The 23,003-nt window shown below is 72.3% G+C and carries 20 protein-coding genes; 8 read left to right on the top strand and 12 right to left on the bottom strand.

The genetic code is table 11. The features are described 5' to 3' along the window. Positions 1-60: 60 nt before the first annotated feature. Complete coding sequence (gene kynU, locus AC2D8W_RS01720) at positions 61-1,287, bottom strand: kynureninase (protein ID WP_484670067.1); 1,227 nt, start codon at positions 1,285-1,287, stop codon at positions 61-63. Between the two features lie 121 nt (positions 1,288-1,408). On the opposite strand from kynU, the gene AC2D8W_RS01715 reads away from it, so the two are divergent. After that, positions 1,409-3,151 carry a CocE/NonD family hydrolase gene (locus AC2D8W_RS01715; protein WP_484670066.1) on the top strand — a complete coding sequence of 581 codons (1,743 nt, stop codon included), beginning with the start codon at positions 1,409-1,411 and terminating at the stop codon, positions 3,149-3,151. Between the two features lie 199 nt (positions 3,152-3,350). Here AC2D8W_RS01715 and AC2D8W_RS01710 read toward each other — a convergent pair whose 3' ends face one another. Then, a complete protein-coding gene (locus AC2D8W_RS01710) occupies positions 3,351-3,890 on the bottom strand; it encodes a sigma-70 family RNA polymerase sigma factor (RefSeq protein ID WP_293483239.1) in 540 nt (179 codons plus the stop codon). A gap of 236 nt (positions 3,891-4,126) precedes the next feature. Here AC2D8W_RS01710 and egtB point away from each other — a divergent pair, with 236 nt between their 5' ends. Further along, positions 4,127-6,283: an ergothioneine biosynthesis protein EgtB gene (egtB, locus tag AC2D8W_RS01705; protein ID WP_484670065.1), complete on the top strand. Its 2,157-nt coding sequence runs from the start codon at positions 4,127-4,129 to the stop codon at positions 6,281-6,283. Between the two features lie 85 nt (positions 6,284-6,368). On the opposite strand, the gene AC2D8W_RS01700 is transcribed toward egtB, so the two are convergent. From AC2D8W_RS01700 to AC2D8W_RS01665, 8 genes are all read right to left on the bottom strand, one after another. Continuing rightward, positions 6,369-6,581 (bottom strand): con-10 family general stress protein, encoded by a 213-nt coding sequence (locus AC2D8W_RS01700; protein WP_293483241.1) that lies wholly within the window; start codon positions 6,579-6,581, stop codon positions 6,369-6,371. Between the two features lie 230 nt (positions 6,582-6,811). Next, positions 6,812-8,038: an ABC transporter permease gene (locus AC2D8W_RS01695; protein WP_484670064.1), complete on the bottom strand. Its 1,227-nt coding sequence runs from the start codon at positions 8,036-8,038 to the stop codon at positions 6,812-6,814. Then, on the bottom strand, positions 8,035-8,715 hold the full coding sequence (locus tag AC2D8W_RS01690) for an ABC transporter ATP-binding protein (protein ID WP_484670063.1): 681 nt from the start codon (positions 8,713-8,715) through the stop codon (positions 8,035-8,037). The genes AC2D8W_RS01695 and AC2D8W_RS01690 overlap by 4 nt, the downstream gene beginning before the upstream one ends. Continuing rightward, the gene (locus AC2D8W_RS01685) at positions 8,712-10,310 is read right to left on the bottom strand and encodes an efflux RND transporter periplasmic adaptor subunit (RefSeq protein ID WP_484670062.1); all 1,599 of its coding nucleotides are present in this window, start codon (positions 10,308-10,310) and stop codon (positions 8,712-8,714) included. Before AC2D8W_RS01685 ends, AC2D8W_RS01690 begins: the two co-directional genes overlap by 4 nt. 119 nt (positions 10,311-10,429) lie before the next feature. Next, complete coding sequence (locus AC2D8W_RS01680; protein WP_484670061.1) at positions 10,430-11,761, bottom strand: ATP-binding protein; 1,332 nt, start codon at positions 11,759-11,761, stop codon at positions 10,430-10,432. Beyond that, positions 11,758-12,495, bottom strand: coding sequence for a response regulator (locus AC2D8W_RS01675; RefSeq protein ID WP_293479301.1), 738 nt, complete (start codon positions 12,493-12,495; stop codon positions 11,758-11,760). The genes AC2D8W_RS01680 and AC2D8W_RS01675 overlap by 4 nt, the downstream gene beginning before the upstream one ends. Before the next feature lie 84 nt (positions 12,496-12,579). Then, complete coding sequence (locus AC2D8W_RS01670; protein ID WP_484670060.1) at positions 12,580-13,260, bottom strand: MBL fold metallo-hydrolase; 681 nt, start codon at positions 13,258-13,260, stop codon at positions 12,580-12,582. 81 nt (positions 13,261-13,341) lie between these two features. Beyond that, positions 13,342-14,856, bottom strand: coding sequence for an amino acid permease (locus AC2D8W_RS01665; protein WP_293479298.1), 1,515 nt, complete (start codon positions 14,854-14,856; stop codon positions 13,342-13,344). 140 nt (positions 14,857-14,996) lie between these two features. On the opposite strand from AC2D8W_RS01665, the gene hrpB reads away from it, so the two are divergent. After that, entirely contained in the window at positions 14,997-17,426 is a 2,430-nt protein-coding gene (gene hrpB, locus AC2D8W_RS01660) for an ATP-dependent helicase HrpB (RefSeq protein ID WP_484670059.1), read from the top strand. 218 nt (positions 17,427-17,644) lie between these two features. Here the strand turns inward: hrpB and AC2D8W_RS01655 are convergent, their stop codons facing one another. Both AC2D8W_RS01655 and AC2D8W_RS01650 read right to left on the bottom strand, forming a co-directional pair. After that, on the bottom strand, positions 17,645-18,436 hold the full coding sequence (locus tag AC2D8W_RS01655; RefSeq protein ID WP_484670058.1) for a TrmH family RNA methyltransferase: 792 nt from the start codon (positions 18,434-18,436) through the stop codon (positions 17,645-17,647). Further along, positions 18,433-19,338 carry a class I SAM-dependent methyltransferase gene (locus AC2D8W_RS01650; protein ID WP_484670057.1) on the bottom strand — a complete coding sequence of 302 codons (906 nt, stop codon included), beginning with the start codon at positions 19,336-19,338 and terminating at the stop codon, positions 18,433-18,435. The genes AC2D8W_RS01655 and AC2D8W_RS01650 overlap by 4 nt, the downstream gene beginning before the upstream one ends. A 109-nt stretch (positions 19,339-19,447) precedes the next feature. Here AC2D8W_RS01650 and AC2D8W_RS01645 point away from each other — a divergent pair, with 109 nt between their 5' ends. Genes AC2D8W_RS01645 through AC2D8W_RS01625 form a run of 5 tightly spaced genes read left to right on the top strand, consistent with a single transcriptional unit; the run spans position 19,448 to position 23,001 of the window. Continuing rightward, positions 19,448-20,077 carry a TetR/AcrR family transcriptional regulator gene (locus AC2D8W_RS01645; RefSeq protein WP_293479290.1) on the top strand — a complete coding sequence of 210 codons (630 nt, stop codon included), beginning with the start codon at positions 19,448-19,450 and terminating at the stop codon, positions 20,075-20,077. Next, complete coding sequence (locus tag AC2D8W_RS01640) at positions 20,008-20,880, top strand: ABC transporter substrate-binding protein (protein ID WP_484670056.1); 873 nt, start codon at positions 20,008-20,010, stop codon at positions 20,878-20,880. Before AC2D8W_RS01645 ends, AC2D8W_RS01640 begins: the two co-directional genes overlap by 70 nt. Then, positions 20,877-21,863, top strand: a complete 987-nt coding sequence (locus AC2D8W_RS01635; RefSeq protein ID WP_484670055.1) for a FecCD family ABC transporter permease — start codon at positions 20,877-20,879, stop codon at positions 21,861-21,863. Before AC2D8W_RS01640 ends, AC2D8W_RS01635 begins: the two co-directional genes overlap by 4 nt. Then, on the top strand, positions 21,860-22,624 hold the full coding sequence (locus AC2D8W_RS01630; RefSeq protein ID WP_484670054.1) for an ATP-binding cassette domain-containing protein: 765 nt from the start codon (positions 21,860-21,862) through the stop codon (positions 22,622-22,624). Before AC2D8W_RS01635 ends, AC2D8W_RS01630 begins: the two co-directional genes overlap by 4 nt. Then, positions 22,621-23,001: a hypothetical protein gene (locus AC2D8W_RS01625; protein ID WP_484670053.1), complete on the top strand. Its 381-nt coding sequence runs from the start codon at positions 22,621-22,623 to the stop codon at positions 22,999-23,001. The genes AC2D8W_RS01630 and AC2D8W_RS01625 overlap by 4 nt, the downstream gene beginning before the upstream one ends. Positions 23,002-23,003: the final 2 nt, after the last annotated feature.

Raw genomic sequence — 23,003 nt, 5'->3', positions numbered from 1 at the left:
CGTTTCCGCGCCCGTCGGCGGAATAGCTAGCAACGGGGACCCCGCGGCGGAAGCCTGCCTTCAGGTCACGGTCGCCCGGACCCGGAACTCCGGACGCTCGAAGGCGCGGGTCTCCAGCACGTCGCGCAGGATCTCGACCGCGTCCCAGACCTCGGCATGGCTCAGGAAGAGCGGCGTGAAGCCGAACCGGCAGATGTCGGGGTCGCGGAAGTCGCCGATCACCCCGCGGGCGATCAGGGCCTGGACCAGCGCGTAGCCGTGGGGATGGGCGAACGCCACGTGCAGGCCGCGCCGGGCCATGTCGCGCGGGCCCACCAGCGTCAGGCCGAGCCCGCCGCAGCGGGCCTCGACCAGCCGCGTGAACAGTTCGCACAGGCTGCGGCCCTTGGCGGCGACGGCGCCGGCGGGCGCGCGCAGATGGATGTCGACGCCGCATTCGAGCGCTGCGATCCCCAGGATGGGCGGCGTGCCGCAGAGCTGGGCGCGGATGTCGGGGGCCGGGCGGTAGCGGGGCTCGAAGGCGAAGGGCGCGGCGTGGCCCATCCAGCCGGACAGAGGGGGGCGGATCGCCGCCTGGTGACGTTTGGCGACGAACAGGAAGGCCGGCGCGCCCGGCCCGCCGTTCAGGTGCTTGTAGCCGCAGCCGACGGCGAGGTCGGCGTCCGCGCCGTTCAGGTCGCAGCCGGCCGCGCCCACGGTGTGGCTGAGGTCCCAGAGGACCAGCGCACCCCTCGCGTGCGCCGCCGCCGTGACGGCCGCCATGTCCCAGGCCTCGGCCGTGGCGTAGTGGACATGGGTCAGCACCAACAGCGCCGTTTCGTCGTCGACGGCGCCGAGCACCTGGTCGCGGGGCAGGACCTCGAGCGTCGCGCCGACCAGCGCCGCCAGGCCCTCCAGCACGTAGACGTCGGTGTGGAAGTTGCCGGCTTCGGTCACGATCTTCCGGCGCCCCGGGCGCAGGGGGAGCGCGCCCGCCGCGAGCTTGAAGAGGTTCACCGAGGTGGAGTCCGCCACCGCCACCTCGCCCGGCGTCGCGCCGATCAGCCGCGCGATCTTGTCCCCCACCCGCTGGGGCGCGTCGATCCAGCCCGCCTTGTTCCAGCTGGTGATGAGGTCGTGGCCCCATTCGCGCGCCAGGACGTCGTCCATCCGCCCGCGCGTCGCCTTCGGGATCGGCCCCAGCGAATTGCCGTCGAGGTAGATGATGCCGTCCGGCAGGTCGAACAGGTCGCGGAACGCGCGCAGCGGATCGTCGGCGTCGAGGGCTTCGGCGTGGGCGCGGTCCATGACGCGGGTTCTAGCCGCCGCGTTTCCGCGCGGAAAGGACACCTCGCACGGTGCGTGCTTAGATGCCGCCACAGGGCTTCGAAGGCGCGGGCGGCAAGACCCGCGGGAGGGAACGGGACACATGCTGAGCTGGCGCAAGCTGGCGCTCGCCTCGACGGCGGCGCTCATCCTCACGACCGCCGCGGCGGATCCGGCGCTGGCGCAGCGGCGGGCCGCAGCTGCCGCCGAGAAGCCCGCGCCGTGGCCGGGGCTGCCGCCCGGAGCGGTCGAGGAGGTCATGACGCTCCGCGACGGCGTCAAGCTGTCCGCCAATGTGTTCAAGCCGGCAGGGCAGGGACCCTGGCCGGTGGTCCTCTCGCGCACGCCCTACCTCAAGGACGGCCGCATCGATCCGAAGGCCGATCCCAGGGGCGAGGAGAACCGCAAGCGGCTGGCGGCGCAGGCGAAGCGCTATACCGACGCCGGCTACGTCTTCGTGCTCCAGGACGTCCGCGGCAAGGGTCGCAGCCAGGGCTTCTACGCCGCCTTCGAGAACGACATCGAGGACGGCTACGACGCGGTGGAATGGGCCGGGACCCAGCCCTGGTCCAACGGCAGGGTCGGCATGACCGGCGGCTCGGCCCTGGGGATCACCGCCAACTCGGCGGCCATGGCTGCGCCTCCGCACCTGAAGGCCGCCTACGTGGTCGTCGCCCCGGCCGACCGGCTGGCCTACAGCTATCCGGGCGGCGTCCTGAAGGAGAAGGACACCGTCGGCTGGCTGCGCGGGCAGGGGGTCTCGGAGGAGGCGCTGAACCGCACCCGCGGCCGGGCCTTCGACGACGTGTCCTGGAACCGCGTCTCCATGGTCCAGAACCGCAAGTACATCCAGATCCCGATCTACAACGTCGGCGGCTGGTACGACATCTTCAACGGCGGCACGGTCGAGAACTTCGAGTGGTTGCAGAACCACGGCGCCGCCGGCGCGCGCGGGAACCAGAAGCTCCTGATGGGCCCGTTCGGCCACGGCCAGCTTTCCGGCGAACTGGCCTATCCTGGCAGCGACCGTCTGAGCCTGGGCGGCGACCAGGAGATCCGCTGGTTCGACTACTGGCTGAAGGGCCAGGACAACGGGATCATGGACGAGCCGCCGGTCCAGTACTTCATGATGGCGAGCGCGCGGAAGGACGCCTACAGCCCGAAGAACCGGATGCTCGCTTCGGCGAACTGGCCGCCCGCCTACCGCGAGGTGCGCTACTATCCCGGCCCCGGGAACAGCCTGGTCCCGAGCGCGCCGACGGGCAAGGGGCAGCGGTGGAGCTACCGCTTCGACCCCGCCAACCCGGTGACCACCTTCGGCGGCGCCAACCTGACCTTCGAGCGCGGACCCGACGACCAGCGCAAGGTGGGCCAGCGGCAGGATTACCTGCGCTTCTCGACCCCGCCGCTGGAGAAGGATGTCGCCATCGCCGGCCCGGTGAAGGTGGAGCTGTGGGCCGCGACTGACGGGCCCGACACCGACTTCGTCGCCAAGCTGGTGGACGTCTATCCCGACGGCTACGAGGCCCTGATCCTCGACGCGCCGATCCGCACGCGCTTCCGCGACGGGCGGATGCCGGAGCAGGTGCGGATGATGACCCCCGGCGCGCCCGAGAAGCTGGTCATCGACCTGTGGCCCACGGCGATCACCTTCGAGAAGGGGCACCGGATCGCGCTGCACATCACCTCGTCGAACAGCCCGCGCTTCGAAGTGAACCCCAACACCGGCGAGCCGCCGGGCTCGGCGAAGCTGAAGCCGCGGGTGGCGGTCAACACGATCTACGTCGACGCCGCCCATCCGACGGCGGTGGTCCTGCCCGTGGTCTATCCGGCGGAGACGAAATAGCAGCGGTCGGCGGCTCGACCTCGCGCGGCTCACATGTGTAGTCTGCGCGGGCAGGGGGGCGCGATGGCGGGCAGGAAGCGCGCAGCCGCGGTTGATGCGGCGCTGAGAGGGATGTTCCGGGGACTCGAGGCCCGGGGTGTGCCCGAGCACGTGATGCGCGTGGTGGACGAGCTCGAGGCCGCCGCCGGGCAGGACGCGGCTAGGCCGTCCCCAGAACCGCCGCCGACTCCAGAGCCATGACGTCCGTCGGGTCGTCCGCGTCCATGATCTTCAGCAGGCGCGCGCGGGCCCGGTTCACACGGCTCTTGATCGTGCCCAGCGCGCAGCCGCAGATCTCGGCGGCTTCTTCGTAGGAGAGCCCCGCCGCGCCCACCAGGATCAGGGCTTCGCGGTGCTCGCTGGGAAGCTGCTGCAGGGCCGCCTGCAGCGAGCGCATGGCCACGCTCCACTCCTGGGTCGGCGGGGTCTTCAGCGTGCTGGCGTACTCGCCCATCTCGTCGCGCACCTCGCGGCGGCGGCGCAGGACGTTCGTGTAGTAGGTGTTCCGCAGGATCGTGAAGAGCCAGGCGCGCAGGTTGGTGCCGGGCTCGAACTTGTCGCGGTTGGCCCACGCCTTGATCAGCGTGTCCTGAACCAGGTCGTCGGCGTCGGACCCGTTGTGGCTGAGGGACCACGCAAAGGCTCGCAGCGCGGGAATGAGTCCGACGACATCATCCCGCCAACTCGACACGGAGGTCATACACACCCCTTTGGGAACCCGGCCGCTCGACCGGTACGAAGCCGCCAGGTCATCTGAACGCGGCGCGCCTGGGACCGTTCCGGCCGCTCCGCCAGGACGGCGGAACCGCTGTGGGCGAATCGGCGTTGGCATCGATGCGATGCGGACGGGGCATGACCCGACCTGTTGCCGCGTTCCGGTTTTGTCCCCATGGTGACGGACGTCGGGTGCGGCGTTCGATCATGAAGGGACCTCAGATGCGCGAGACCGAACGACGGCCTGAGGATCGCTCTCGCCTGCACGTCGAGGCGAGCGCGACGGACGCCATTGTGCGCTACCGGGCCGTGCGCCGCGGTACGGAGGCCCTGACGCGCTCCCTGACGCCCGAGGACATGGGCGCCCAGTCGATGCCCGACGCCAGCCCGACGAAATGGCACCTCGCCCACACCACCTGGTTCTTCGAGACCTTCATGCTGGGGCCGCACCTGCCCGGCTACCGCGTGTTCGATCCGCGGTTCGGCTACCTGTTCAACTCCTACTATGAGGCGGTCGGCCCGCGGCAGCCGCGACCGGCGCGGGGGCTGATCACCCGTCCGACCGTGGCCGACGTCTTCGCCTATCGTGCGCACGTGGACGCGGCGATGGAGCGGCTGCTGGCGAACGGCGTGGACACGCTGGGCGGCCTCCTCGACCTGGGGCTGGCGCACGAGGAGCAGCACCAGGAGCTGATCCTGATGGACATCCTGCACCTGTTCGCCCAGTCGCCGCTCAGCCCCGCCTTCGCGCCGCCGCGGCCCGCGCCCGCGGCCGACCCTGGCCCCATGGCCTATGTGGACGTTCCGGGCGGCCTCGCGGAGATCGGCCATGCCGGCGACGGCTTCGCGTTCGACAACGAAGGGCCACGCCACCGCGTCTGGCTCGAGCCCTTCCGCCTGGCGGACCGGCTGGTGACCAACGGCGAATGGCTGGCGTTCATGGCCGACGGCGGATACCGGCGGCCCGAGCTCTGGCTGTCCGACGGCTGGGCCCTCTGCCGGGCCGAGGGCTGGCAGGCCCCCGTCTACTGGCGCGAGGGCGCCGGCGGCTGGACCATCATGGGTCTCACGGGCGCGCGGCCGCTCGATTCCCACCAGCCGGTCAGCCACGTGAGCTACTACGAGGCCGACGCCTACGCCGCCTGGGCCGGCGCGCGCCTCCCTACCGAGGCCGAGTGGGAGCACGCGGCGACCGCCGGCGGCGACCTCAGGGGCCGTGGCGAGCTCTGGGAATGGACCCGCAGCGCCTACCTTCCGTACCCCGGGTTCCGCCCCGCGGCGGGGGCGGTGGGCGAGTACAACGGCAAGTTCATGTCCGGCCAGTTCGTGCTGCGCGGCGGCGCCTCGGTGACGCCGGCCGGCCACGTCCGCGCCAGCTACCGCAACTTCTTCTATCCGCATCAGCGCTGGATGTTCTCCGGCGTGCGCCTGGCGCTGGACGGACACGGCGAAGGCGCCGCGGCGTCGGATTTCGAGGCCGACGTGCTGGCGGGCCTGTCGAAGTCCCGCAAGTCGATCCCGCCCAAGCACTTCTACGACGCCGAGGGTTCGCGCCTCTTCGAGCTCATCACCGAACTGCCGGAGTACTATCCGACCCGGACCGAGATCGCGCTGCTGCAGGACCAGGCCGCCCGGATCGCCCGCCGCATCCCCGACGCCGCGGCGCTGGTGGAGTTCGGCTCGGGCGCCAGCACCAAGACTCGCATCCTGCTCGACGCCGCGCCCCAGCTCGCCGTGTACGTCCCGATCGACATCTCGGAAACCGCGCTGCAGGCGGCCGCGCGGGCGATCCGCTCCGACTATCCCGGGCTCACCGTGGCCGCCCTTCGCGACGACTTCACCAACGCCCTGCAGCTGCCCGAGGCGGCGCGCGGCAGGCCGGTGGTCGGCTTCTTCCCGGGCTCCACGATCGGCAACTTCGACCGGGCGCAGGCCAGGACCTTCCTGGAGGGCGCGCGTCGCCTCCTGGGGCCCGGCGCCGCCCTGCTGGTGGGGATCGATCTGGTGAAGTCGCCAGAGGTCCTGGTGGCGGCCTACGACGACGCCCAGGGCGTGACGGCCGCCTTCAACCTGAACCTGCTTGCCCGCATCAACCGTGAGCTCGGCGCGGACTTCGATCTCGCGGCCTTTCGCCACCGCGCGATCTGGAACCCCGCCGAGAGTCGGATCGAGATGCACCTCGAGAGCCTCGCCGACCAGACCGTGCGCGTGGCCGGCCGGCCGTTCCACTTTCGCGCGGGTGAGACACTGCACACCGAGAACTCGCACAAGTTCACGCTGGAAGGCTTCGCGGCGCTCGCCGGCGACGCCGGCTGGTCCGTGGAGGAAAGCTGGCGCAGCGCCGAACCCGGCTTCGCCGAAGTGCTGCTCCGCGCCTGAGCCCCGACAGCAAGAGGGGATGAGAGACCTGGGTCTCTCATCCCCTGCGCGGTATCGTCATGTTGGAATGGCGCGGGTCGGCGCCTCAGCTTTCGCTGCCGCGCGTGCGGCCGCCGCCGCGGCTGGCCTCGCCGCCCTTGCGGCCGGCCGAAGCGGCGAGGTCGCGGTCCTTGGCGAAGCTGCGCTTCTCGCCGGGGACGCTGGCGCCGCCCTTGCGGGCGATCTCGCGGCGGCGTTCGGGGTTCATGGCGGCGAAGCCGCGTCGGGCGCGGGGCTTGCCGGTGTCAGCGGTGGCCATCGAGGGACTCTCCTCACTTACTCGGCGAGTTGGGGGCTGTCTTCGCGGGACGCGCGCCGCCGACCGCTCGCCATCGGCCGGTGCACGGGAGGGACGCCGGCGCGGCGCGCCTGGGTTCCTCGGGCGTTTTCGTCGACGGTGGGTCTCCGTGCTGACTGGGGTCGTTCCGCAAGGGGCTTGCGGTCTGGCTAACCCCTGAAGCCAGTCAAGGTTGCAGCCGCAGACGCGACTTATTCGCGACGCAGCGCCTCGATGGGGTCGAGGCGGGCGGCCCGCCACGACGGGTAGGCGCCGAACACCAGCCCCACGACCATCGAGAAGCCCAGAGCCAGCGGCGCGGCCCAGGGCGGGACCGCGGCCGGCCAGTCGGCCAGCCTGGCGACGCCGAGCGCGCCCAGCACACCGATCGTGAGGCCGATCAGCCCCCCCGCCATCGAGAGCGCGACGGACTCCAGGGCGAACTGGATGAGCACATCGGACCGCTTGGCGCCCAGCGCCATGCGCAGGCCGATCTCACGGGTCCGTTCGGTGACCGAGACCAGCATGATGTTCATGATGCCGACGCCGCCCACCACCAGCGACACCGCCGCCACGGCGGCGAGGAACACCGTGAACGTGGCCACCGCCGCCTGCATGGTGGCCAGGATCGAGGCCATGTTCTGGGTCTGGAAGTCGTCCTCCTCGCCGGGCCGGATGCGGTGGGTCTCGCGCAGCAGGTTGGTGACGTCCTCCTGCACCCGGTCGAGGGAGTCGGCGTCCAGCGACTTCACGTACATCGTCTGGATCGTGTCCCCGCGGAACCGGCGGCCCACCAGCCGCGACCGCACCGCCTGCAGCGGCGCCAGGGCCACGTCGTCCTGGTCCTGGCCCAGGCCGGCGTTGCCCTTGGACTCCAGGACCCCGATCACCTCGAACGGGACCGAGCGCACGCGGATGCGCCTGCCGATCGGATCGGTGTCGCCCCACAGCTCGCGGGCCACCGTCGGGCCCACCACGATCACCTTCTTGCCCTGCCGCGCTTCTCGCTCGTCGAACATCCGGCCGCGGGCGATGACGAGGTCGCGGGCCACGAGATAGTCCGGCGTGACGCCGTCGATCCGCGTGTTCCAGTTGGCCCCGTCCGCCGCCAGCTGCGCGCGCGTGGTGACCGCCGGCGCGACGGCGGCGACGTCCTCGACCTGACGCGCGATGGCCTCGGCGTCGCTGTCGCGAAGGGACATGCCGGATCCCGCGCCCTGGCTGACGGGACCCCGCTGGAAGCTTGGACTCACGATGATGAGGTTCGAGCCCAGCCCGGAGATCGCGCTGGTGACCCGTTGCTGCGCGCCCAGGCCGATGGCGGTCATCATCACCACGGCGGCGACGCCGATCACCACCCCCAGCGACGTCAGGCCGCTGCGCATGGGGTGCGCGACGATAGCGCCCAGCGCGAAGCGGATCAGCTCGACGAACCTCATGCCGCGCTCCGCTCGTCCGAGACGATCAGGCCGTCGCGGAACGCCACCCGCCGCTGGGCCTCGTTCGCCACGTCCGGATCGTGGGTGACGATCGCCAGCGTGAGCCCGTCGGCGTTGAGCTCATGAAAGAGCTTCAGCACCTCCTCGCCGGTATGGGTGTCGAGCGCGCCGGTCGGCTCGTCGGCGAGCAACAGGTCGGGGCGGTTGGCCAGCGAGCGGGCGATGGCCACCCGCTGCTGCTGCCCGCCCGAGAGCTGCGTCGGCCGGTGTCCCATGCGCGAGCCGAGGCCGACGCGCTCCAGCAGCTCCCGGGCCCGCGCCCGGCGCTCGGCCGGCGCGGCGCCGGCGTAGATCATCGGCAGCTCGACGTTCTGAAGGGCCGTCAGGCGGGGCAGGAGCTGGAAGGACTGGAAGACGAAGCCGATCCGCCGCCGGCGGAAGCCCGCGAGCTGGTCGTCGTCGAACTCGCCGACCTCTTCGCCCTCGAAGCGGTAGCTGCCCGAGGTGGGCCGGTCGAGCCCGCCCAGGATGTTCATCAGCGTCGACTTGCCCGAGCCGGAGGGGCCGATGACCGCCACGTATTCGCCGCGGCCGATCTCGAGCGACACGCCCGCCAGCGCGGGCACGTCCTCGTCGCCCATCCGGTAGACCTTGGTGAGGGCGGCGACCGAGATCACATCTTCACCCGAACGCCGCCCCCGCCGCCTCCGCCGCCGGGCGGTCCCAGCCGGGCCGGCGGCTTGGGGCCACCGCCGACGATCACCTGATCGCCCGGCTTGAGCTGGCGGCTGACGATCTCCGTGGCCGTCCCGTCGGTGGCGCCGATGCGCACCGGGATCGGCGTGGGCTTGCCGTCGCGCAGCACATAGACCGTGCCGCCGCGCATGCCCGCGGCGCGGCCGCGTCCCTCGGCAAGGGTCTCCAGGAGCGCGGCCAGCTTGGTCCGCTGGTCGGGCCGAAGCTGCGGCGTCAGCTTCGCCAGGCTCTCCCGCGTCACCTGGCGCATGGCGGTCATCGCCGCGCGGCGATCACCGCCCGCGGCGGCCATGGCGGCCTGGCGCTTGGGGCGCATCTCGGCCTGGATGTCCTCCCACGCCTTCCGCTGCCGGGCGTCGAGGTCGAGCTGCTCGACGATGCGCCCGCCCGGGCCGCCGCGCTGGCCGCCCTGGCCCTGCCGGGCGCCGCCGCCGCGCTGGGGGCCTCCGCCGAAGCCCGGGCCGCCCACGACCATGCCGCCGCCGGGGGCGCCGGGCGCGCCGCCGCCGCGTCCGCCGGCGTTCTCGGCCGGCGGCGTCCAGCGCAGCGCAGCGGCCGGGACCTTCACCACGTTCCGCTTCGTCTCGATGACGATGTCGGCGTTGGCGGTCATGCCGGGCAACAGCTTGCGCTGCGGATTGTCGGCTTCGGCGATGACCGTGTAGGCGACCACGTTCTGCTCGGTGGTGGGCTGCATGCGCACCTGGGTGACGATCCCCTCGAACGTGTCGTCCGGGAAGGCGTCGACGGTGAAGCGGACCATCTGGCCCTCCTGGACCTGACCCACGTCGGCTTCGTCGACGCTGATCCTGACCTCCACCTTCGAGAGGTCCTGGGCGATGGTGAACAGCACCGGCGCCTGCAGGCTGGCCGCCACCGTCTGGCCGGGCTCCACCTTGCGGTCGACGACCACGCCGTCGATCGGCGCCGAGATGGTGGTGCGGCCGAGGTCGACCTGCTGGCTGCGCAGGGTGGCGCGGCTCTGCTGGACCCGGGCGCGGGCGGCGGCCACCTGGGCCTGGGCCACCCGCATGGCCGCCGTGGCCTGATCGAGGGTGCTGGGGGAATAGATGCCCTTGTCCACCAGCTCCTTCTTGCGGTTGTAGTCGGCCTGGGCGTTGGCCAGCGTGGCCTCGGCCTGGCGGACGCCGGCCTCGCCCGCGGCGATGTCGGCCCGGCTCTGCGCCACGCGCGACTGGAACGTCTGCGGGTCGATCACGGCCAGGGTCTGCCCGGCGCGCACCTCGTCGTTGAAATCGGCGAGCACGCGGGTGACCTGACCCGAGATCTGCGAGCCCACGTCGACGGTGATGAGGGCCTGCAGGCTGCCCGAGGCCGAGACCGAGCGCGTCAGGTCCCCCTGTTCGACGGTGGCGAACCGGTAGGGATCCTTCGGCGCCTTGGGCCGCATCTGGAAGGCGACGAGGGCCGCCACCGCCAGCACGATCACGCCCAGGGCGATCCAGGCGGCCTTCGGGAGACGGAAGCGGCGGCGTTTCGACGGTGTGGCGGTCATGTTCGGTCCAGCATCGACGGGCCCGCATGAACCCGACGTGACTCGTGGCGGCGGCGCTTTGCGGGAGGATTTCAGTTCGGATACCGGCGTCGTCGAAGCGCGCCGCGGAATCGCCCGACTTACAGCGGCAACTGAACCCGCGCCGTCAAGCCGCCGCCGGCCCGGTTGATCAGGCTGACGTCGCCGCCGTGGCCGCGGGCGATGGTGCGCACCACCGCGAGCCCCAGCCCGATGCCGCCCGTCTGCCGGCTGCGCGACGGCTCGCGCCGATAGAAGGGCTCGAATACCTTCTCCGCGTCGGCCGCCGGGATGCCGGGACCGTCGTCGTCGATCTCGACCACCGCATGGCCGGCCTGGGCGAACACGCGGGCGCGGGCCCGGCCGCCGAACTTCACCGCGTTCTCGAGCAGGTTCGCGATCAGCCGGCGCAACGCCATGGGGTCGCCCTCGAGCACCACCTTGTCGCCGGGCTCCACCTCGGTCCGGGCTCCCGTCTCGGCCATCTCGTCGCACAGGCTCTCCACGAGGGAGGACAGCTCCAGCGGCGTCCGCTCCCCCGTCTTCGTCGCGTCGCGCACGAAGGCGAGGGTGGCGGTGATCATCTCCTCCATCTGGTCCAGGTCGGCGGAATACTTCGCGCGCTGGTCCTCCGGCAGCGCCTCGATCCGGAACCTCAGCCGCGTGAGCGGCGTGCGCAGGTCGTGGGCGATGGCGCCGACCATGGCGGTGCGATCCTCGACGTAGCGCTTCAGGCGTTCCTGCATGTCGTTGAAGGCGCGGGACGCCATCCCGATCTCGGCCGGCCCCTTCAGCGCCAGCGCCGGGGCGTTGGGGTCGCGGCCCAGCCGCTCGGCGGCCTCGGCGAATTCCTTGATCGGCTTGGTGAGCCTTCGTGCGAAGAGCCAGGCGATCGGCGACATCAGCAGGGCCGAAAGAGCGAACCAGAGCGCCAGCCGCTGCTGCCAGTCCGAGAGGCCGAACGTGGGCTTGGTCTGCACGACCCGCCAGGTCCCGTCGGCCTGCCGTACGCCCACCTTGAACGGCAGGACCAGGAAGTGCTCCTCGCCGGTCATGCCGACGCGGGCGGCGCGGTCGCGGATGATGCGGCCGACGCGGCGATCCGACAGCGGCCCACGCTCGCCGGCCACGACCACGTCGGCGACCGGGACACCCAGGTCGTCGGCGATCTTCGCGCGGATGTCCGGGATCGTGCGGCCTTCCAGCACCGGCGAGGGCGCCCTGCGCGTGGTCACCACCGTCAGCGGCTTGCGCTCGGTGAAGATCAGGTCCGCGCCCTGGTAGGTCCGCGCGATCTCGGACACCCGGTAGAAGTCCGGCGCCGGCGGGGGAAGGGCGAACAGCAGCAGCGTGCTCATGGCCCACGCCGCCACCAGCGTCAGCCCGGTCAGGGTGAGCAGCTGGACGATGAGCGGCGCGGAGCGGCGCGTCACGTGCGCTTCACCTTGGCGGTGAACATGTAGCCTTCGTTGCGGATGGTGCGGATCAGGTCGTGCCCGCCGCCGCCGTCGTCGAGCTTGCGGCGCAGGCGGCTGATCTGGACGTCGATGGCGCGGTCGAAGGCGTCGCTGTCCGGGCCGCGGGCGAACTCCAGCAGCTGGTCGCGGGTCAGGACCCGCTGCGGGCGCTCCACGAAGGCGCGCAGCAGCGAGAACTCGCCCGAGGAGAGGTTCACGACGACGCCGTCCGGGGACCGCAGCTCACGGCGGACCAGATCCAGGCGCCAGCCCGCGAACTCGCAGCCCGCCCCCAGCGCGCCCGCGGTCGACCTTTGCTCGGCCCGCCGCAGCACCGCGCGAACACGCGCCAGCAACTCGCGAGGATTGCAGGGCTTTGCCAGATAGTCGTCGGCGCCCAGTTCGAGGCCGACGATGCGGTCGGTGTCCTCGCCCATCGCCGAGAGCATGATGATCGGAGGCGCGTTGTCGTTGGAGGTCAGCCTGCGGCAGACGGCGAGGCCGTCCTCGCCGGGGAGCATGACGTCCAGGACGATGAGATCGATCGGGCCGCGCTCCAGGACGCGTTCCATCTCGGTCGCGTCGGCTGCGGTCTCGACCTTGTAGCCGTGACGGCCCAGGAAGTCCGACACCACGTCGCGGATGCCGGGGTCGTCGTCGACCATGAGGATACGGGCGCCGGCCCCGGCCATGTCAGTCGCAAGCTCCATGGGCGACAGGTTCGCGGCCGCCCGTAACCTGCAGATGTCTCACCTGAAACCCGTTGGTCGCAAGCGTCCTGGACGAAGCGGGCCTCATCCGTCCGACAGGATCATGTCCGCCACGAAGGGGTTGGTCTTGCGCTCCTGGCCGAAGGTGGACATCGGCCCGTGGCCGGGGACGAAGCGCACGTCCTCGCCCAGCGGCCACAGCTTGCCGGTGATGGCGTCGATGAGCTGCTGGTAGTTCCCCTTCGGAAAGTCGGTGCGTCCGATCGAGCCCTGGAACAGGACGTCGCCGACCTGGGCGAACCTGGCTTCCCGATGGAAGAAGACCACGTGGCCCGGCGTGTGACCCGGGCAGTGGTAGACCTCGAACTCGGTCTCGCCGAGGGTCACCACGTCGCCGTCCTGCAGCCAGCGGTCCGGCGTGAACGGCCGCGCCTCGGGCATCCCCCACTTGGCCGCCGAGGTCCCGATGTCGTCGATCCAGAACTGGTCGTCCGGGTGGGGCCCCTCGATGGGACAGCCGGTCAGCTCCTTCAGCGCGGCCGTGCCGCCCGCGTGGTCCAGGTGGCCGTGGGTGATCCAGATCTTCTCGAGCGTCAGGTCATGCTCCTTCAGCGCCGCCAGGAGCCGATCGACTTCGCCGCCAGGATCGATGATCGCCGCCTTCTTCGTCTTCACGCACCAGACGATGGTGCAGTTCTGCTGTAGGGGCGTGACCGGCGCGATCAGGGCGCGGATCGGAAGCGGCGGAGGCGAGGGCGCGTTCATGGCCCCATGATCGGGCGACGCGCGCCATAAGAAAAGGCCCGGGAGGAGCCCCCGGGCCTTTCCGTCGTCTGGAATTGTCCGTCAGGCCCCCGCGATGGGCGGCGGCGGGGCGTCCGCATCGAGCTCGTGCGTCTCGGGCGAGCCGTGCGCCACGTGGCTCTTGCGATAGCCGTAGAGGAAGTAGACCAGCAGGCCGAAGAGGGCCCAGCCGACGAACATCAGCTTGGTCTCGTTCGACAGGCTGAAGAACAGGTACACGCAGCCGATCGCCGCCAGGGGCGCGACCACGAAGACCGCCGGCGTCCGGAAGGGACGGTTGCGGTTCGGGTCGGTCCGGCGCAGCACCACCACCGCGATCGCCACCATGGCGAAGGCGAACAGGGTGCCCGAGTTCGAGATGTCGGCCAGCACGCCGACGGGGAAGAAGGCGGCGAAGAGCGCCACGAAGACTCCCGTGATGATCGTGATCACGTGCGGCGTGTGGAACTTCGGGTGCACCTTGGACAGCACCGGCGGCAAGAGGCCGTCGCGGCTCATGACGAAGAAGATCCGGGTCTGGCCGAACATCATCATCAGGATGACCGAGGGCAGGGCGAGGCCGGCGGCGAGGCCGATCAGGTTGCCGATCTGCGGCCAGCCGATCTCGCGCAGGGTCCAGGCGAGCGCCTCCTTGGAGCAGACCACCTTGGCGTCGCCGATCGCCGTGCACGCCGCCGAGAGCTCGGGGCTGCCGGGACGCAGCGCCGCGCCGTCGGCCCCCAGGACGGGCTGGGCGCCCACCGTGCCGATCACGCCGGCGGCGACCAGCAGGTAGAAGATCGTGCAGACGGCCAGCGAGCCGATCAGGCCGATGGGCATGTTCCGCTGCGGGTTTTTGGTCTCCTCGGCCGCGGTGGAGACCGCGTCGAAGCCCACGTAGGCGAAGAAGATGGACGCGGCCGCCGCCGAGATGCCGGCGAAGCCGAGCGGGGCGAACGGGGTGAAGTTCTCCATGTTCATCACCGGCACGGCGAGCACGATGAACAGGGTGAGCGCGGCCACCTTGATCGCCACCAGGAACGAGTTGACCACGGCGCTCTCCCGCGTGCCGACCACCAGGAGGGCGGTGACGACGAGCGCGATGCCCATGGCGGGGAGGTTCACGAGGCCGCCGTCCATCGGGCCCCGCACGAGCGCGTTGGGGATGTCGATGGCGAAGGCGTTCTCGATCAGGCCGACGACATAGCCGGACCAGCCCACCGAGACCGCGCCCGCGGCGACGGCGTACTCCAGGATCAGCGCCCAGCCGACCATCCAGGCCAGGAGCTCGCCCATGACGGCGTAGCTGTAGGTGTAGGCCGAACCCGAGACGGGGACCATGGCGGCCATTTCAGCGTAGCAGAGCGCGGCCACGGCGCAGACGAAGCCTGCAATCACGAACGCCAGCATCATGCCGGGGCCGGCCTTCTGAGCCGCCTCGGCCGTGAGCACGAAGATGCCGGTCCCGATGATGGCGCCGATGCCCAGCATGGTGAGTTGGAAGGCGCCCAGCGAGCGGTGCAGGGACTTCTTTTCCGCGGTCGCAAGGATCGCGTCGAGCGGCTTAACACGCCACATTTGTGGAGGTCCTCCGAATGGCGGCCCCCCGGCCGCCAGGTAAAATTTGGCGCGACCGTGGCCTGCGTGCGGCCCCCGGGTCAAGCGGGAAGGCCGGAGCCGGTTCCCACATGCCCCCGCTTCCGGCTAGAGGCGGGGCAATGCTTCCCATCCACGAAGCCCTGCCCAAACTGAAGGCGTCGCTGGCCGAGCGCAACGCCGCCGTCCTGGTCGCTCCCCCGGGGGCCGGCAAGACCACCGTGGTCCCGCTCGAGCTGCTCGGCGAGGCGTGGAGCGGAGGCGGGCGGATCATCGTGCTGGAGCCGCGCCGCCTGGCTGCGCGCGCCGCGGCTGACCGGATGGCGGCGACGCTGGGCGAGCGGGTCGGCGAGACAGTCGGCCTGCGCGTGCGGATGCAGACCCGGGTGTCGCCCCGCACGCGGGTGGAGGTGGTCACCGAGGGCGTCTTCACCCGCATGATCCTCGCCGATCCCGAGCTGTCGGGCGTCGCCGCCGTGATCTTCGACGAATTCCACGAGCGCAGCCTGGACGCCGATCTCGGCCTCGCGCTGGCCCGTGACGCCCAGTCGGTCCTGCGCCCGGACCTGCGCCTGCTGGTGATGTCTGCGACGCTCGACGGCGCTGCGGTGGCGCGCCTGCTCGAGGGCGCCCCGGTGATCGATAGCCAGGGGCGGATGTTTCCTGTCGCAACGCGCTACGTCGGCCGCGATCCCGCGCTGCGCGTCGACGACCAGGTCGTGCGCGTGGTCGAGCGGGCCCTCGCCGAGGAGGCCGGCAGCCTTCTTGTGTTCCTGCCTGGACAGGGGGAAATCCTGCGCGTGGCCGAGCGGCTGGCCGACCGCGGCCGTGCGGGGGTGGAGATCGCGCCCCTCTACGGCGCTCTGGACCCGCGCGACCAGGATCGCGCCATCCGGCCGGCGCCGTCCGGACGGCGCAAGGTGGTGCTGGCGACGTCCATCGCCGAGACCAGCCTCACCATCGAAGGGGTCCGGGTGGTGATCGACAGCGGCCTTGCTCGGGTTCCCCGCTACGACCCCGCCAGCGGCCTGACCCGCCTGGCCACGGTCCGGGTCAGCCGCGCGGCGGCGGACCAGCGGCGTGGCCGCGCCGGGCGCACCGAGCCGGGCGTCTGCTACCGGCTGTGGGACGAGGCCGAGACCCGCGCGCTTCCGGCCTTCGCCGACCCGGAGATCCTCGACGCCGACCTCTCGGGCCTGGCCCTGGATCTCGCCCGGTGGGGCGCCCGGGACGCCTCGGACCTGGCCTTCCTCGACCCGCCGCCCGCCGCGGCCTTCGCCGAGGCCCGCGGACTGCTCCGCCGGCTGGAGGCGCTGGACGCCGACGGCGTGCTCACCGACCACGGCCGGGCGCTTGGCGACATGCCGCTGCCGCCGCGCCTGGCGCACATGGTGCTGAAAGCGGCCGAGACTGGCCAGGCGATCCGCGCCGCGCGTATCGCGGCTCTCCTCACCGAGCGGGGCCTGGGCGGACGCGACGCCGACATCCGCCATCGGCTGGACGCGCTCGATCGCGACCGCAGCCCCCGCGCCCGGGACGCCCGGGCGCTCGCCGACCGCTGGGCGGCCGCCACCGCCGCGGCGGGGAGGGGCGAGCCGCTCTCCGACGGCCTCATCACCGCCTTCGCCTATCCCGAGCGGATCGCCAAGGCGCGCGGAGGGCAGGGCGAGTTCCAGCTGGTCACGGGGCGCGGCGCCTTCGTCGAGCCCACGGACGCCCTGGCGCGCGAACCCTGGCTGGCCGTCGCCGAGCTGGGCGGCGGCCAGACCCGCGACCGCATCCTGCTCGCCGCGCCGCTGGACCCCGCCCAGCTCGCGGTCTTCGCCGACCAGTTCGAGGTGGAGGCGCGCCTGGAGGAGAGCGGCGGCGGCCGCCTGCGCGCCAAGCGGCTCACGCGCCTCGGCCGGCTGACGATCCGCGAGGAGATCGACGACAACCCCGACCCGTCCCTCGTCGCCCGCGCATTCGCCGACCGCCTCCGCCGCGAGGGCCTGGCCGCCTTGCCCTGGGGTTCGTCCGCGACCTCGCTGCGCGAGCGCGCCGGCTTCCTGCACGCGCGGGACCCGGCCTGGCCCGATCTCTCCGACGCCGCGCTCCTGGAGCGCCTCGACGACTGGCTGACGCCGCTCCTCGCGGGCGTCCGCCGCCTGTCCGACCTGAAGCCGGACGCCCTGGACGGCGCCCTGCGCGCGCTGATCCCCTGGGACCAGCAGCGCCGCCTGGACGCCGAGGCGCCCGCCCGCTGGACGGCCCCCACCGGCAACAGCTTCGCCATCGACTACGCCGCCGAAACCGGTCCCCGCGTGGAGGTCCGCGTGCAGGAGGTCTACGGCATCGCCCAGCACCCCGCCGTGGGCGGCGTCCCGCTCACCCTCGCGCTGCTGTCGCCCGCGCACCGGCCCATCCAGACGACCAAGGACCTGCCGGGCTTCTGGCGGGGCTCGTGGAAGGACGTCCGAACCGACATGAAGGGCCGATATCCGAGGCACGTGTGGCCCGAAGACCCCGCCGCCGCCCAGCCCACGACCCGCGCCAAGCCCCGCGGCACGTGATCCGTTTCCGCGCGGGGCCCGCGGTCGGGAGTCCGCGAAGCACAGCTCCCCTGCCCAGGCTGTCATCCCGGTTTCCGCGAAGCGGAACACCGGGACCCATAGACTCCGCGGTTCCGGATGAGGCGCGGCGGCGTCGCCTGCGGGCCGTTTCCGACATCGGGTGCGTATGGGTCCCGGTCTTCGCCTGCGGCGAAACCGGGAAGACAGCGGTAGAGGGCTCAGGACGTGGCGGCGTAGATCATGATCCCCGTCGCCACCGACAGGTTCAGGCTGTCGGCCCGCCCTCGCATGGGGATCTTCACGTTGACGTCGCAGAGGGCGGCCATGTCGGGGGGCAGGCCCTGCTGCTCATTGCCCATCAGGACCATGGCGGGCTTGCGGTAGCTGGCGTCCGCATGGGTCACGGTGGCCGAGAGCAAGGTGCCCACGACCGAGCCCCTCCAGCCCTTTCGCCAGTCGGCGAACTCGGCCTCCGACGCCTTCGCCAGCGGCACAGCGAAGATCGAGCCCATGGTCGCCCGCACCGCCTCCACCGAGTAGGGGTCGCAGCACTCGCCGACCAGCACCACGGCGCCGCACCCCGCGGCATCGGCGGTGCGCACGATGGTCCCAAGGTTGCCCGGATCGCGCACCCGGTGCAGCGCCACCACGCACGCCGCTGTCCCGGGCGTCACGTCGGCGAGCGGCGTGAAGGCCTGGTGGAACACCCCCACCACCGCCTGCGGGTTCTCGCGCCGCGAGACCTTGGCCAGGATGTCGTGGGTCACCTCGATCACCTCGCCGCGCGCCGCGAGCGTCGCCTGGACGGCCTTTCGCATCATGGGGTGGCCGGCGGCGTCGGCGCCGTGCATCAGGATCTTCGGCGCGTGCCCGGTGTCGATCCCCTCGATCACGTTCTTCAGGCCCTCGGCCACGAAGAGTCCCGTCTCGTCGCGTTCCTTGCGCATGTGCAGGGCCCGCACGCGCTTGACGGTCTCATTCGAGAGCGAGGTGATGGTCCGGCTGCTCATCGCGACCACCGGGCGAAGAAGCTCATGCCGATGGCGCGGTCGCCTCGCGCCTCCACCAGCGCCAGTTCGCCCCACTCGATACGCCCGCCGCGGCCGGCGAGCTTCTCGGCCAGGAGGCCGGACAGCGCCGCGCCGGAGATGCGCTCGGCGTAGGCGTTCAGCACCAGGAACCGCGCGTTCTCCGAGAGAAGCTGCGCGCACAGCCCCGCCAGTTCGGGCAGGTCCTCGAACAGCCGCCACACCTCGCCGCCGGGGCCTCGGCCGTACTTCGGCGGATCCAGGATGATCCCCTCGTAGGTGGAGCCGCGCCGCACCTCGCGCTGCACATACTTGCGCGCGTCCTCGGTGATCCAGCGGATCGGACGGTCCGCCAGCCCGGACAGCTCGGCGTTCTCGCGCGCCCAGGTCACGGCCTTCTTCGAGGCGTCCACATGGGTGACGGCCGCCCCCGCCGCGGCCATCGCGAGGCTCGCCACGCCGGTGTAGCCGAACAGGTTCAGGACCCGCGGCTGTTCGCCCGCCTGGCGGGCGGCGCGGACCTGCCCGTCGAGCCACGCCCAGTTGGCGGCCTGCTCGGGGAAGAACGCCAGGTGCCGGAAGGCCGTGAAACGGCCGTGGAAGCGCACGTCGCGCCACGACAGCGGCCAGGTCTCCTTCGGCCGGCCGCGGAAGCGCCAGCGTCCGGCGTCCTCGTCGTCGGAGGGGTCGAAAACCGCGTCGGCGGCTTCCCAGTCCCCTGCCGGCAGCCGCGGCGCCCAGAGGCACTGCGGCTCGGGCCGCACGACCTTGTACGGACCGTAGCGCTCCAGCTTGCGGCCGCCGCCGGAATCCAGCAGGGCGTAGTCCGCCCACCCGTGGGTGCGCATCACCTCTGCGGCGTCGGCGATCTCCGGGGCGCTCATGGCCGTGCCTTACGCGCTGCAGGCCCGCACCGTCCAGCCCGCCGCCCGGGGGTTGTCACCGTCCATGAATTGGGGTCCGCTGTCCGGGCCAAGGATCTGGGGAGACTCCATGAGCACGGTGGGGACTGCGACGCGGAAGACCGCGCGCAAGGCCAAGGGCGACGGGCATCTGCGCCGCGCCGAAATCCTGGAAGCCGCGGAGCGCATCTTCGTGGCCGAGGGCTACGAGGGCGCGACCATCCGCAAGATTGCGGACGAGGTGGGGGTCTCCTCGACGGCGCTCTACATGCACTTCGACGACAAGGCCTGCATCCTGCACGAGATCGTCGAGGGCGTGCTGCAGCAGCTCCTGGTCCGCAACGCCGAGTGCGCGGCCCTGAAGCTGGATCCGGTCGTGCGCCTGCGCATGATCCTCGAAGGCTACATGCGCTGGGGGCTCGAGCATCCCTATGCGTACCAGCTTGTGTATTGCGACCGCGGTCCGGTATCGCAGGCGCCAGCGCCGCCCTCGGACCTGAGCCACCAATGCTACGAACACTTCGCCGGCGTGGTGCGCGAGATCGCAGCGCAGGGGCGCCTGCGGACGGGCGCGGGCGATTCGGCCGCCCAGGCGCTCTGGATGGCCTGCCATGGGGTGGTGGCGCTGCTGATCAGCCGGCCGGCGTTCGAGTGGGCCGATTCCGACGAGCTGATGCAGATCACCCTGGACGGGATGCTCCACGGGCTGGTCGCCGACTAGCGGCCGCCCTTGGCGCCGCGCTGCTGGCGCCCGCCGCCCTGCAGGCCGCGCCGCGGGTCATCTCCCTCGACCAGTGCGCCGACCAGTACGTGCTGGCGCTCAGCCCTCGCGAGTCCATCGTCGGCCTCTCCACGCGTGCGGACGACGCGGACTCGCGCCTGCGCCGGCTGGCCGCAGGCCTGCCCATTCGGCGCGTGGACCTGGAGACCGCGCTGGCGGCGCGGCCCCAGGTGGCGGTGCGCTACTGGGGCGGCGAGCCGCGCCTGCTCCGCGCGCTCCAGGAGCGCGGGGTGACGGTGGTGACCATCGGCGACGCCGATGACTTCGACGATGTCCGCCGCAGCGTCCGCGCCGTGGCGGCCGCGCTGGGACGCCCGGCGGCCGGGGAGGCCGTGATCGCCGGAATGGACGCCCGCCTGCGCCGCGCGGCCGGCGCCTGGGCCGGCGCGCGGGCCCTCTACCTGACGCCCGGCGGCGCGACGGCGGGCCCGGGCACCCTGGTGGACGCGATCCTGCGGGCCGCGGGCTTCACCAACGTGGAACGTCGGCCCGGCTACCAGGTGGTCTCGCTCGAGACCCTGGCCCTCGATCCCCCCAGGGCGGTCGTGCAGGGCTTCTTCGACACCTTCCAGCTCGCCGGCGACAGCTGGGGCGTCGGTCGGCACCGGATCCTGCAGCGCGCCGTCGAGCGCGCTACGGTCGCCAGCCTGCCGGGCGCCCTGCTGGGCTGCCCCGACTGGGGCGCAGCGGAGGCCGCCGAGAGGCTCGCGGACCGCGCGCCGCGCCGCGCGGGCCGGCCATGAGGCCGCTGGCGCTCAATCTGCTGCTGGCGGCGGCCGTCCTGGCGCTGGCGGTGGCCGGGCTGCTGATGGGCGAGGTGGCGCTGACCTGGGACCAGCTTGCCCAGGCGTTCGCGCAGCCGTCGTCCGGCCCGCACGAGATTCTCTTCGGCATCCGGCTCCCGCGCACGGCCGCAGCCCTCGTGGTCGGCGGCGCGCTGGGCCTGGCCGGCGCGGTCATGCAGGGGCTGCTGCGCAATCCGCTCGCCGATCCCAGCGTCCTCGGCGTCTCGGGCGGGGCGGGACTGGGCGCGGCGCTCGCGATCTCGCTGGGGCTCGCCGGCCTGCAGGGCGCCATCGAGGCCGCCGCCCTGGGCGCGGCGCTGCTGGTCGGCGCGCTGCTCACCTGGCTGGCGGCGCGGTTTCGCGAGCCGGAGACGCTGATCCTCTTCGGCGTCGCCCTCTCGGCGTTCCTGGGCGCGCTCACCTCGCTGGTGTTCAACTTCTCGCCCTCGCCGGTGACCCTAGCCGAGGTGTTCTCCTGGCTTCTCGGATCGGTCGCGAACCGCGACTGGGGCGACATCCTGCGCCAGCTCCCGGCGCTGGCGGCGGGCGTGGGGCTTTGCCTCTACGCGGCCCGGGGCCTCGTCATGCTGACTCTCGGGGAGGAGACGGCCGCCTTGTCCGGACTGCCGATGGCGCGCCTGCGCGCCGCGGCCGTCGCCGGGGCCAGCCTGCTCACGGGCGCCTCGGTCGCCATGGCGGGCATCGTCGGCTTCGTCGGCCTTGCCGCCCCGCATCTGGTGCGCGCGGCCGCCGGCGGGGATCCCGGGCGCGTGCTGCTGCCGTCGGCGCTGGCCGGCGCCGTGCTGCTGGCCGCCGCCGACATCGCCGCCCGGCTCATTCCCACCGACCTGGAACTCAAGCTCGGGGTGGTGACCGCGCTCTTCGGCGCGCCGCTGTTCGGGCTGATCGCATGGCGGGCGGCGCGGAGCTGGCGGGGATGAGCGCGCTCCTCCTTCAGAACGCCACGGTGCGCCGGAGCGGTCGGACGGTGCTCGACGCCGCGACCTTCGCCGTCGCCGCGGGCGAGGTCGTGGGCGTGGTCGGTCCCAACGGGGCGGGCAAGACGACGCTGCTGCGCGCGGGCCTCGGCCTGGCGTCCCTCGCCGCGGGCAGCGCCCAGCTGGGCGGCCGCGACGTGGCGCGCCTCTCCGACCCCGAGCGCGCGCGCCTCGCCGCCTACCTGCCGCAGGAGCGTCACGTGGGCTGGAACATGAGCGCCCTGCGGATCGCGAGCCTGGGCGCCGCGCGGCTCCCGCCCGCCGCCGTCCTGGCCGCCGCGGCGACGGCGCTGGCCCGGGTAGGCCTGGCCGGGCTCGAGGACCGCGGCGTGCTGCAGATGTCCGGGGGCGAACGCGCCAGGGTGCTGCTCGCGAGGCTGCTCGTCGCGGCCGCGCCGCTCCTGGTGGCCGACGAGCCGGTCGCCGGGCTCGATCCGGACGCCCAGCTGCTGGCTCTTGAGATCTTCCGCGAGGAAGCCGCCCGTGGCGCGGGCGTGGTCGTCACGCTGCACGACCTGGGCCTCGCCGCGCGCTGCTGCGACCGGCTGGTGGTCCTGAGCGGCGGTCGCGTCATCGCCGACGGCCCCCCGGGCCACGCGCTCCGGCCATGCATTCTTGCAGAGGCGTTCTCGCTCGAGGGCCGATTGGAAGAGACCGCCGATGGGCCCATCCTGGTCGCCAGGCGCCGGGGAGGGCGGTCATGACATTCGCGAAGTGGGTCTTCACCATCGGGGGCGTCTGGGGCGTCCTGATCATCGCCCCGCTCTTCGTTCTGGAGGGCGCCGTAGCCGGCGCGAGCGGACCCTTCAGCCATCCGGACACCTACTACGGCTTCGCCGCCTCGACGCTGATGTGGCAGTTCGGCTACCTGGTGATCGGCCGCGATCCCGCCCGCTACCGCCCCTTCATGCTACTCGGCGCCGGGGGCAAGGTGATCTACTTCGCCGCCTGCTGGGCGCTCCACCTGACGGGACGGATCCCGATCGCGGTCCCGCTGGTCGCGAGCCCGGACATCCTGCTCGCCGCGCTGTTCGTCGTCGCGTGGTTCAGGACCGCGCCCGCGCGTCTCGCCGCAGTCTAACC

This window comes from Phenylobacterium sp. T106 (assembly GCF_057219735.1).
The sequence above is the reverse complement of the archived record's forward strand: the minus strand, read 5'-3'. Positions and strand labels throughout refer to the sequence as shown.

What these genes read in the sequence shown, in the direction of transcription:
- AC2D8W_RS01665 (WP_293479298.1), bottom strand. Translation starts at nt 14,856, where the DNA reads ATGTGGCGTGTTAAGCCGCTCGACGCGATCCTTGCGACCGCGGAAAAG.
- AC2D8W_RS01715 (WP_484670066.1), top strand. Translation starts at nt 1,409, where the DNA reads ATGCTGAGCTGGCGCAAGCTGGCGCTCGCCTCGACGGCGGCGCTCATC.
- AC2D8W_RS01675 (WP_293479301.1), bottom strand. Translation starts at nt 12,495, where the DNA reads ATGGAGCTTGCGACTGACATGGCCGGGGCCGGCGCCCGTATCCTCATG.
- AC2D8W_RS01650 (WP_484670057.1), bottom strand. Translation starts at nt 19,338, where the DNA reads ATGAGCGCCCCGGAGATCGCCGACGCCGCAGAGGTGATGCGCACCCAC.
- AC2D8W_RS01670 (WP_484670060.1), bottom strand. Translation starts at nt 13,260, where the DNA reads ATGAACGCGCCCTCGCCTCCGCCGCTTCCGATCCGCGCCCTGATCGCG.
- AC2D8W_RS01625 (WP_484670053.1), top strand. Translation starts at nt 22,621, where the DNA reads ATGACATTCGCGAAGTGGGTCTTCACCATCGGGGGCGTCTGGGGCGTC.
- AC2D8W_RS01700 (WP_293483241.1), bottom strand. Translation starts at nt 6,581, where the DNA reads ATGGCCACCGCTGACACCGGCAAGCCCCGCGCCCGACGCGGCTTCGCC.
- AC2D8W_RS01695 (WP_484670064.1), bottom strand. Translation starts at nt 8,038, where the DNA reads ATGAGGTTCGTCGAGCTGATCCGCTTCGCGCTGGGCGCTATCGTCGCG.
- AC2D8W_RS01635 (WP_484670055.1), top strand. Translation starts at nt 20,877, where the DNA reads ATGAGGCCGCTGGCGCTCAATCTGCTGCTGGCGGCGGCCGTCCTGGCG.
- hrpB (WP_484670059.1), top strand. Translation starts at nt 14,997, where the DNA reads ATGCTTCCCATCCACGAAGCCCTGCCCAAACTGAAGGCGTCGCTGGCC.
- AC2D8W_RS01630 (WP_484670054.1), top strand. Translation starts at nt 21,860, where the DNA reads ATGAGCGCGCTCCTCCTTCAGAACGCCACGGTGCGCCGGAGCGGTCGG.
- AC2D8W_RS01685 (WP_484670062.1), bottom strand. Translation starts at nt 10,310, where the DNA reads ATGACCGCCACACCGTCGAAACGCCGCCGCTTCCGTCTCCCGAAGGCC.
- AC2D8W_RS01655 (WP_484670058.1), bottom strand. Translation starts at nt 18,436, where the DNA reads ATGAGCAGCCGGACCATCACCTCGCTCTCGAATGAGACCGTCAAGCGC.
- AC2D8W_RS01710 (WP_293483239.1), bottom strand. Translation starts at nt 3,890, where the DNA reads ATGACCTCCGTGTCGAGTTGGCGGGATGATGTCGTCGGACTCATTCCC.
- egtB (WP_484670065.1), top strand. Translation starts at nt 4,127, where the DNA reads ATGCGCGAGACCGAACGACGGCCTGAGGATCGCTCTCGCCTGCACGTC.
- AC2D8W_RS01645 (WP_293479290.1), top strand. Translation starts at nt 19,448, where the DNA reads ATGAGCACGGTGGGGACTGCGACGCGGAAGACCGCGCGCAAGGCCAAG.
- kynU (WP_484670067.1), bottom strand. Translation starts at nt 1,287, where the DNA reads ATGGACCGCGCCCACGCCGAAGCCCTCGACGCCGACGATCCGCTGCGC.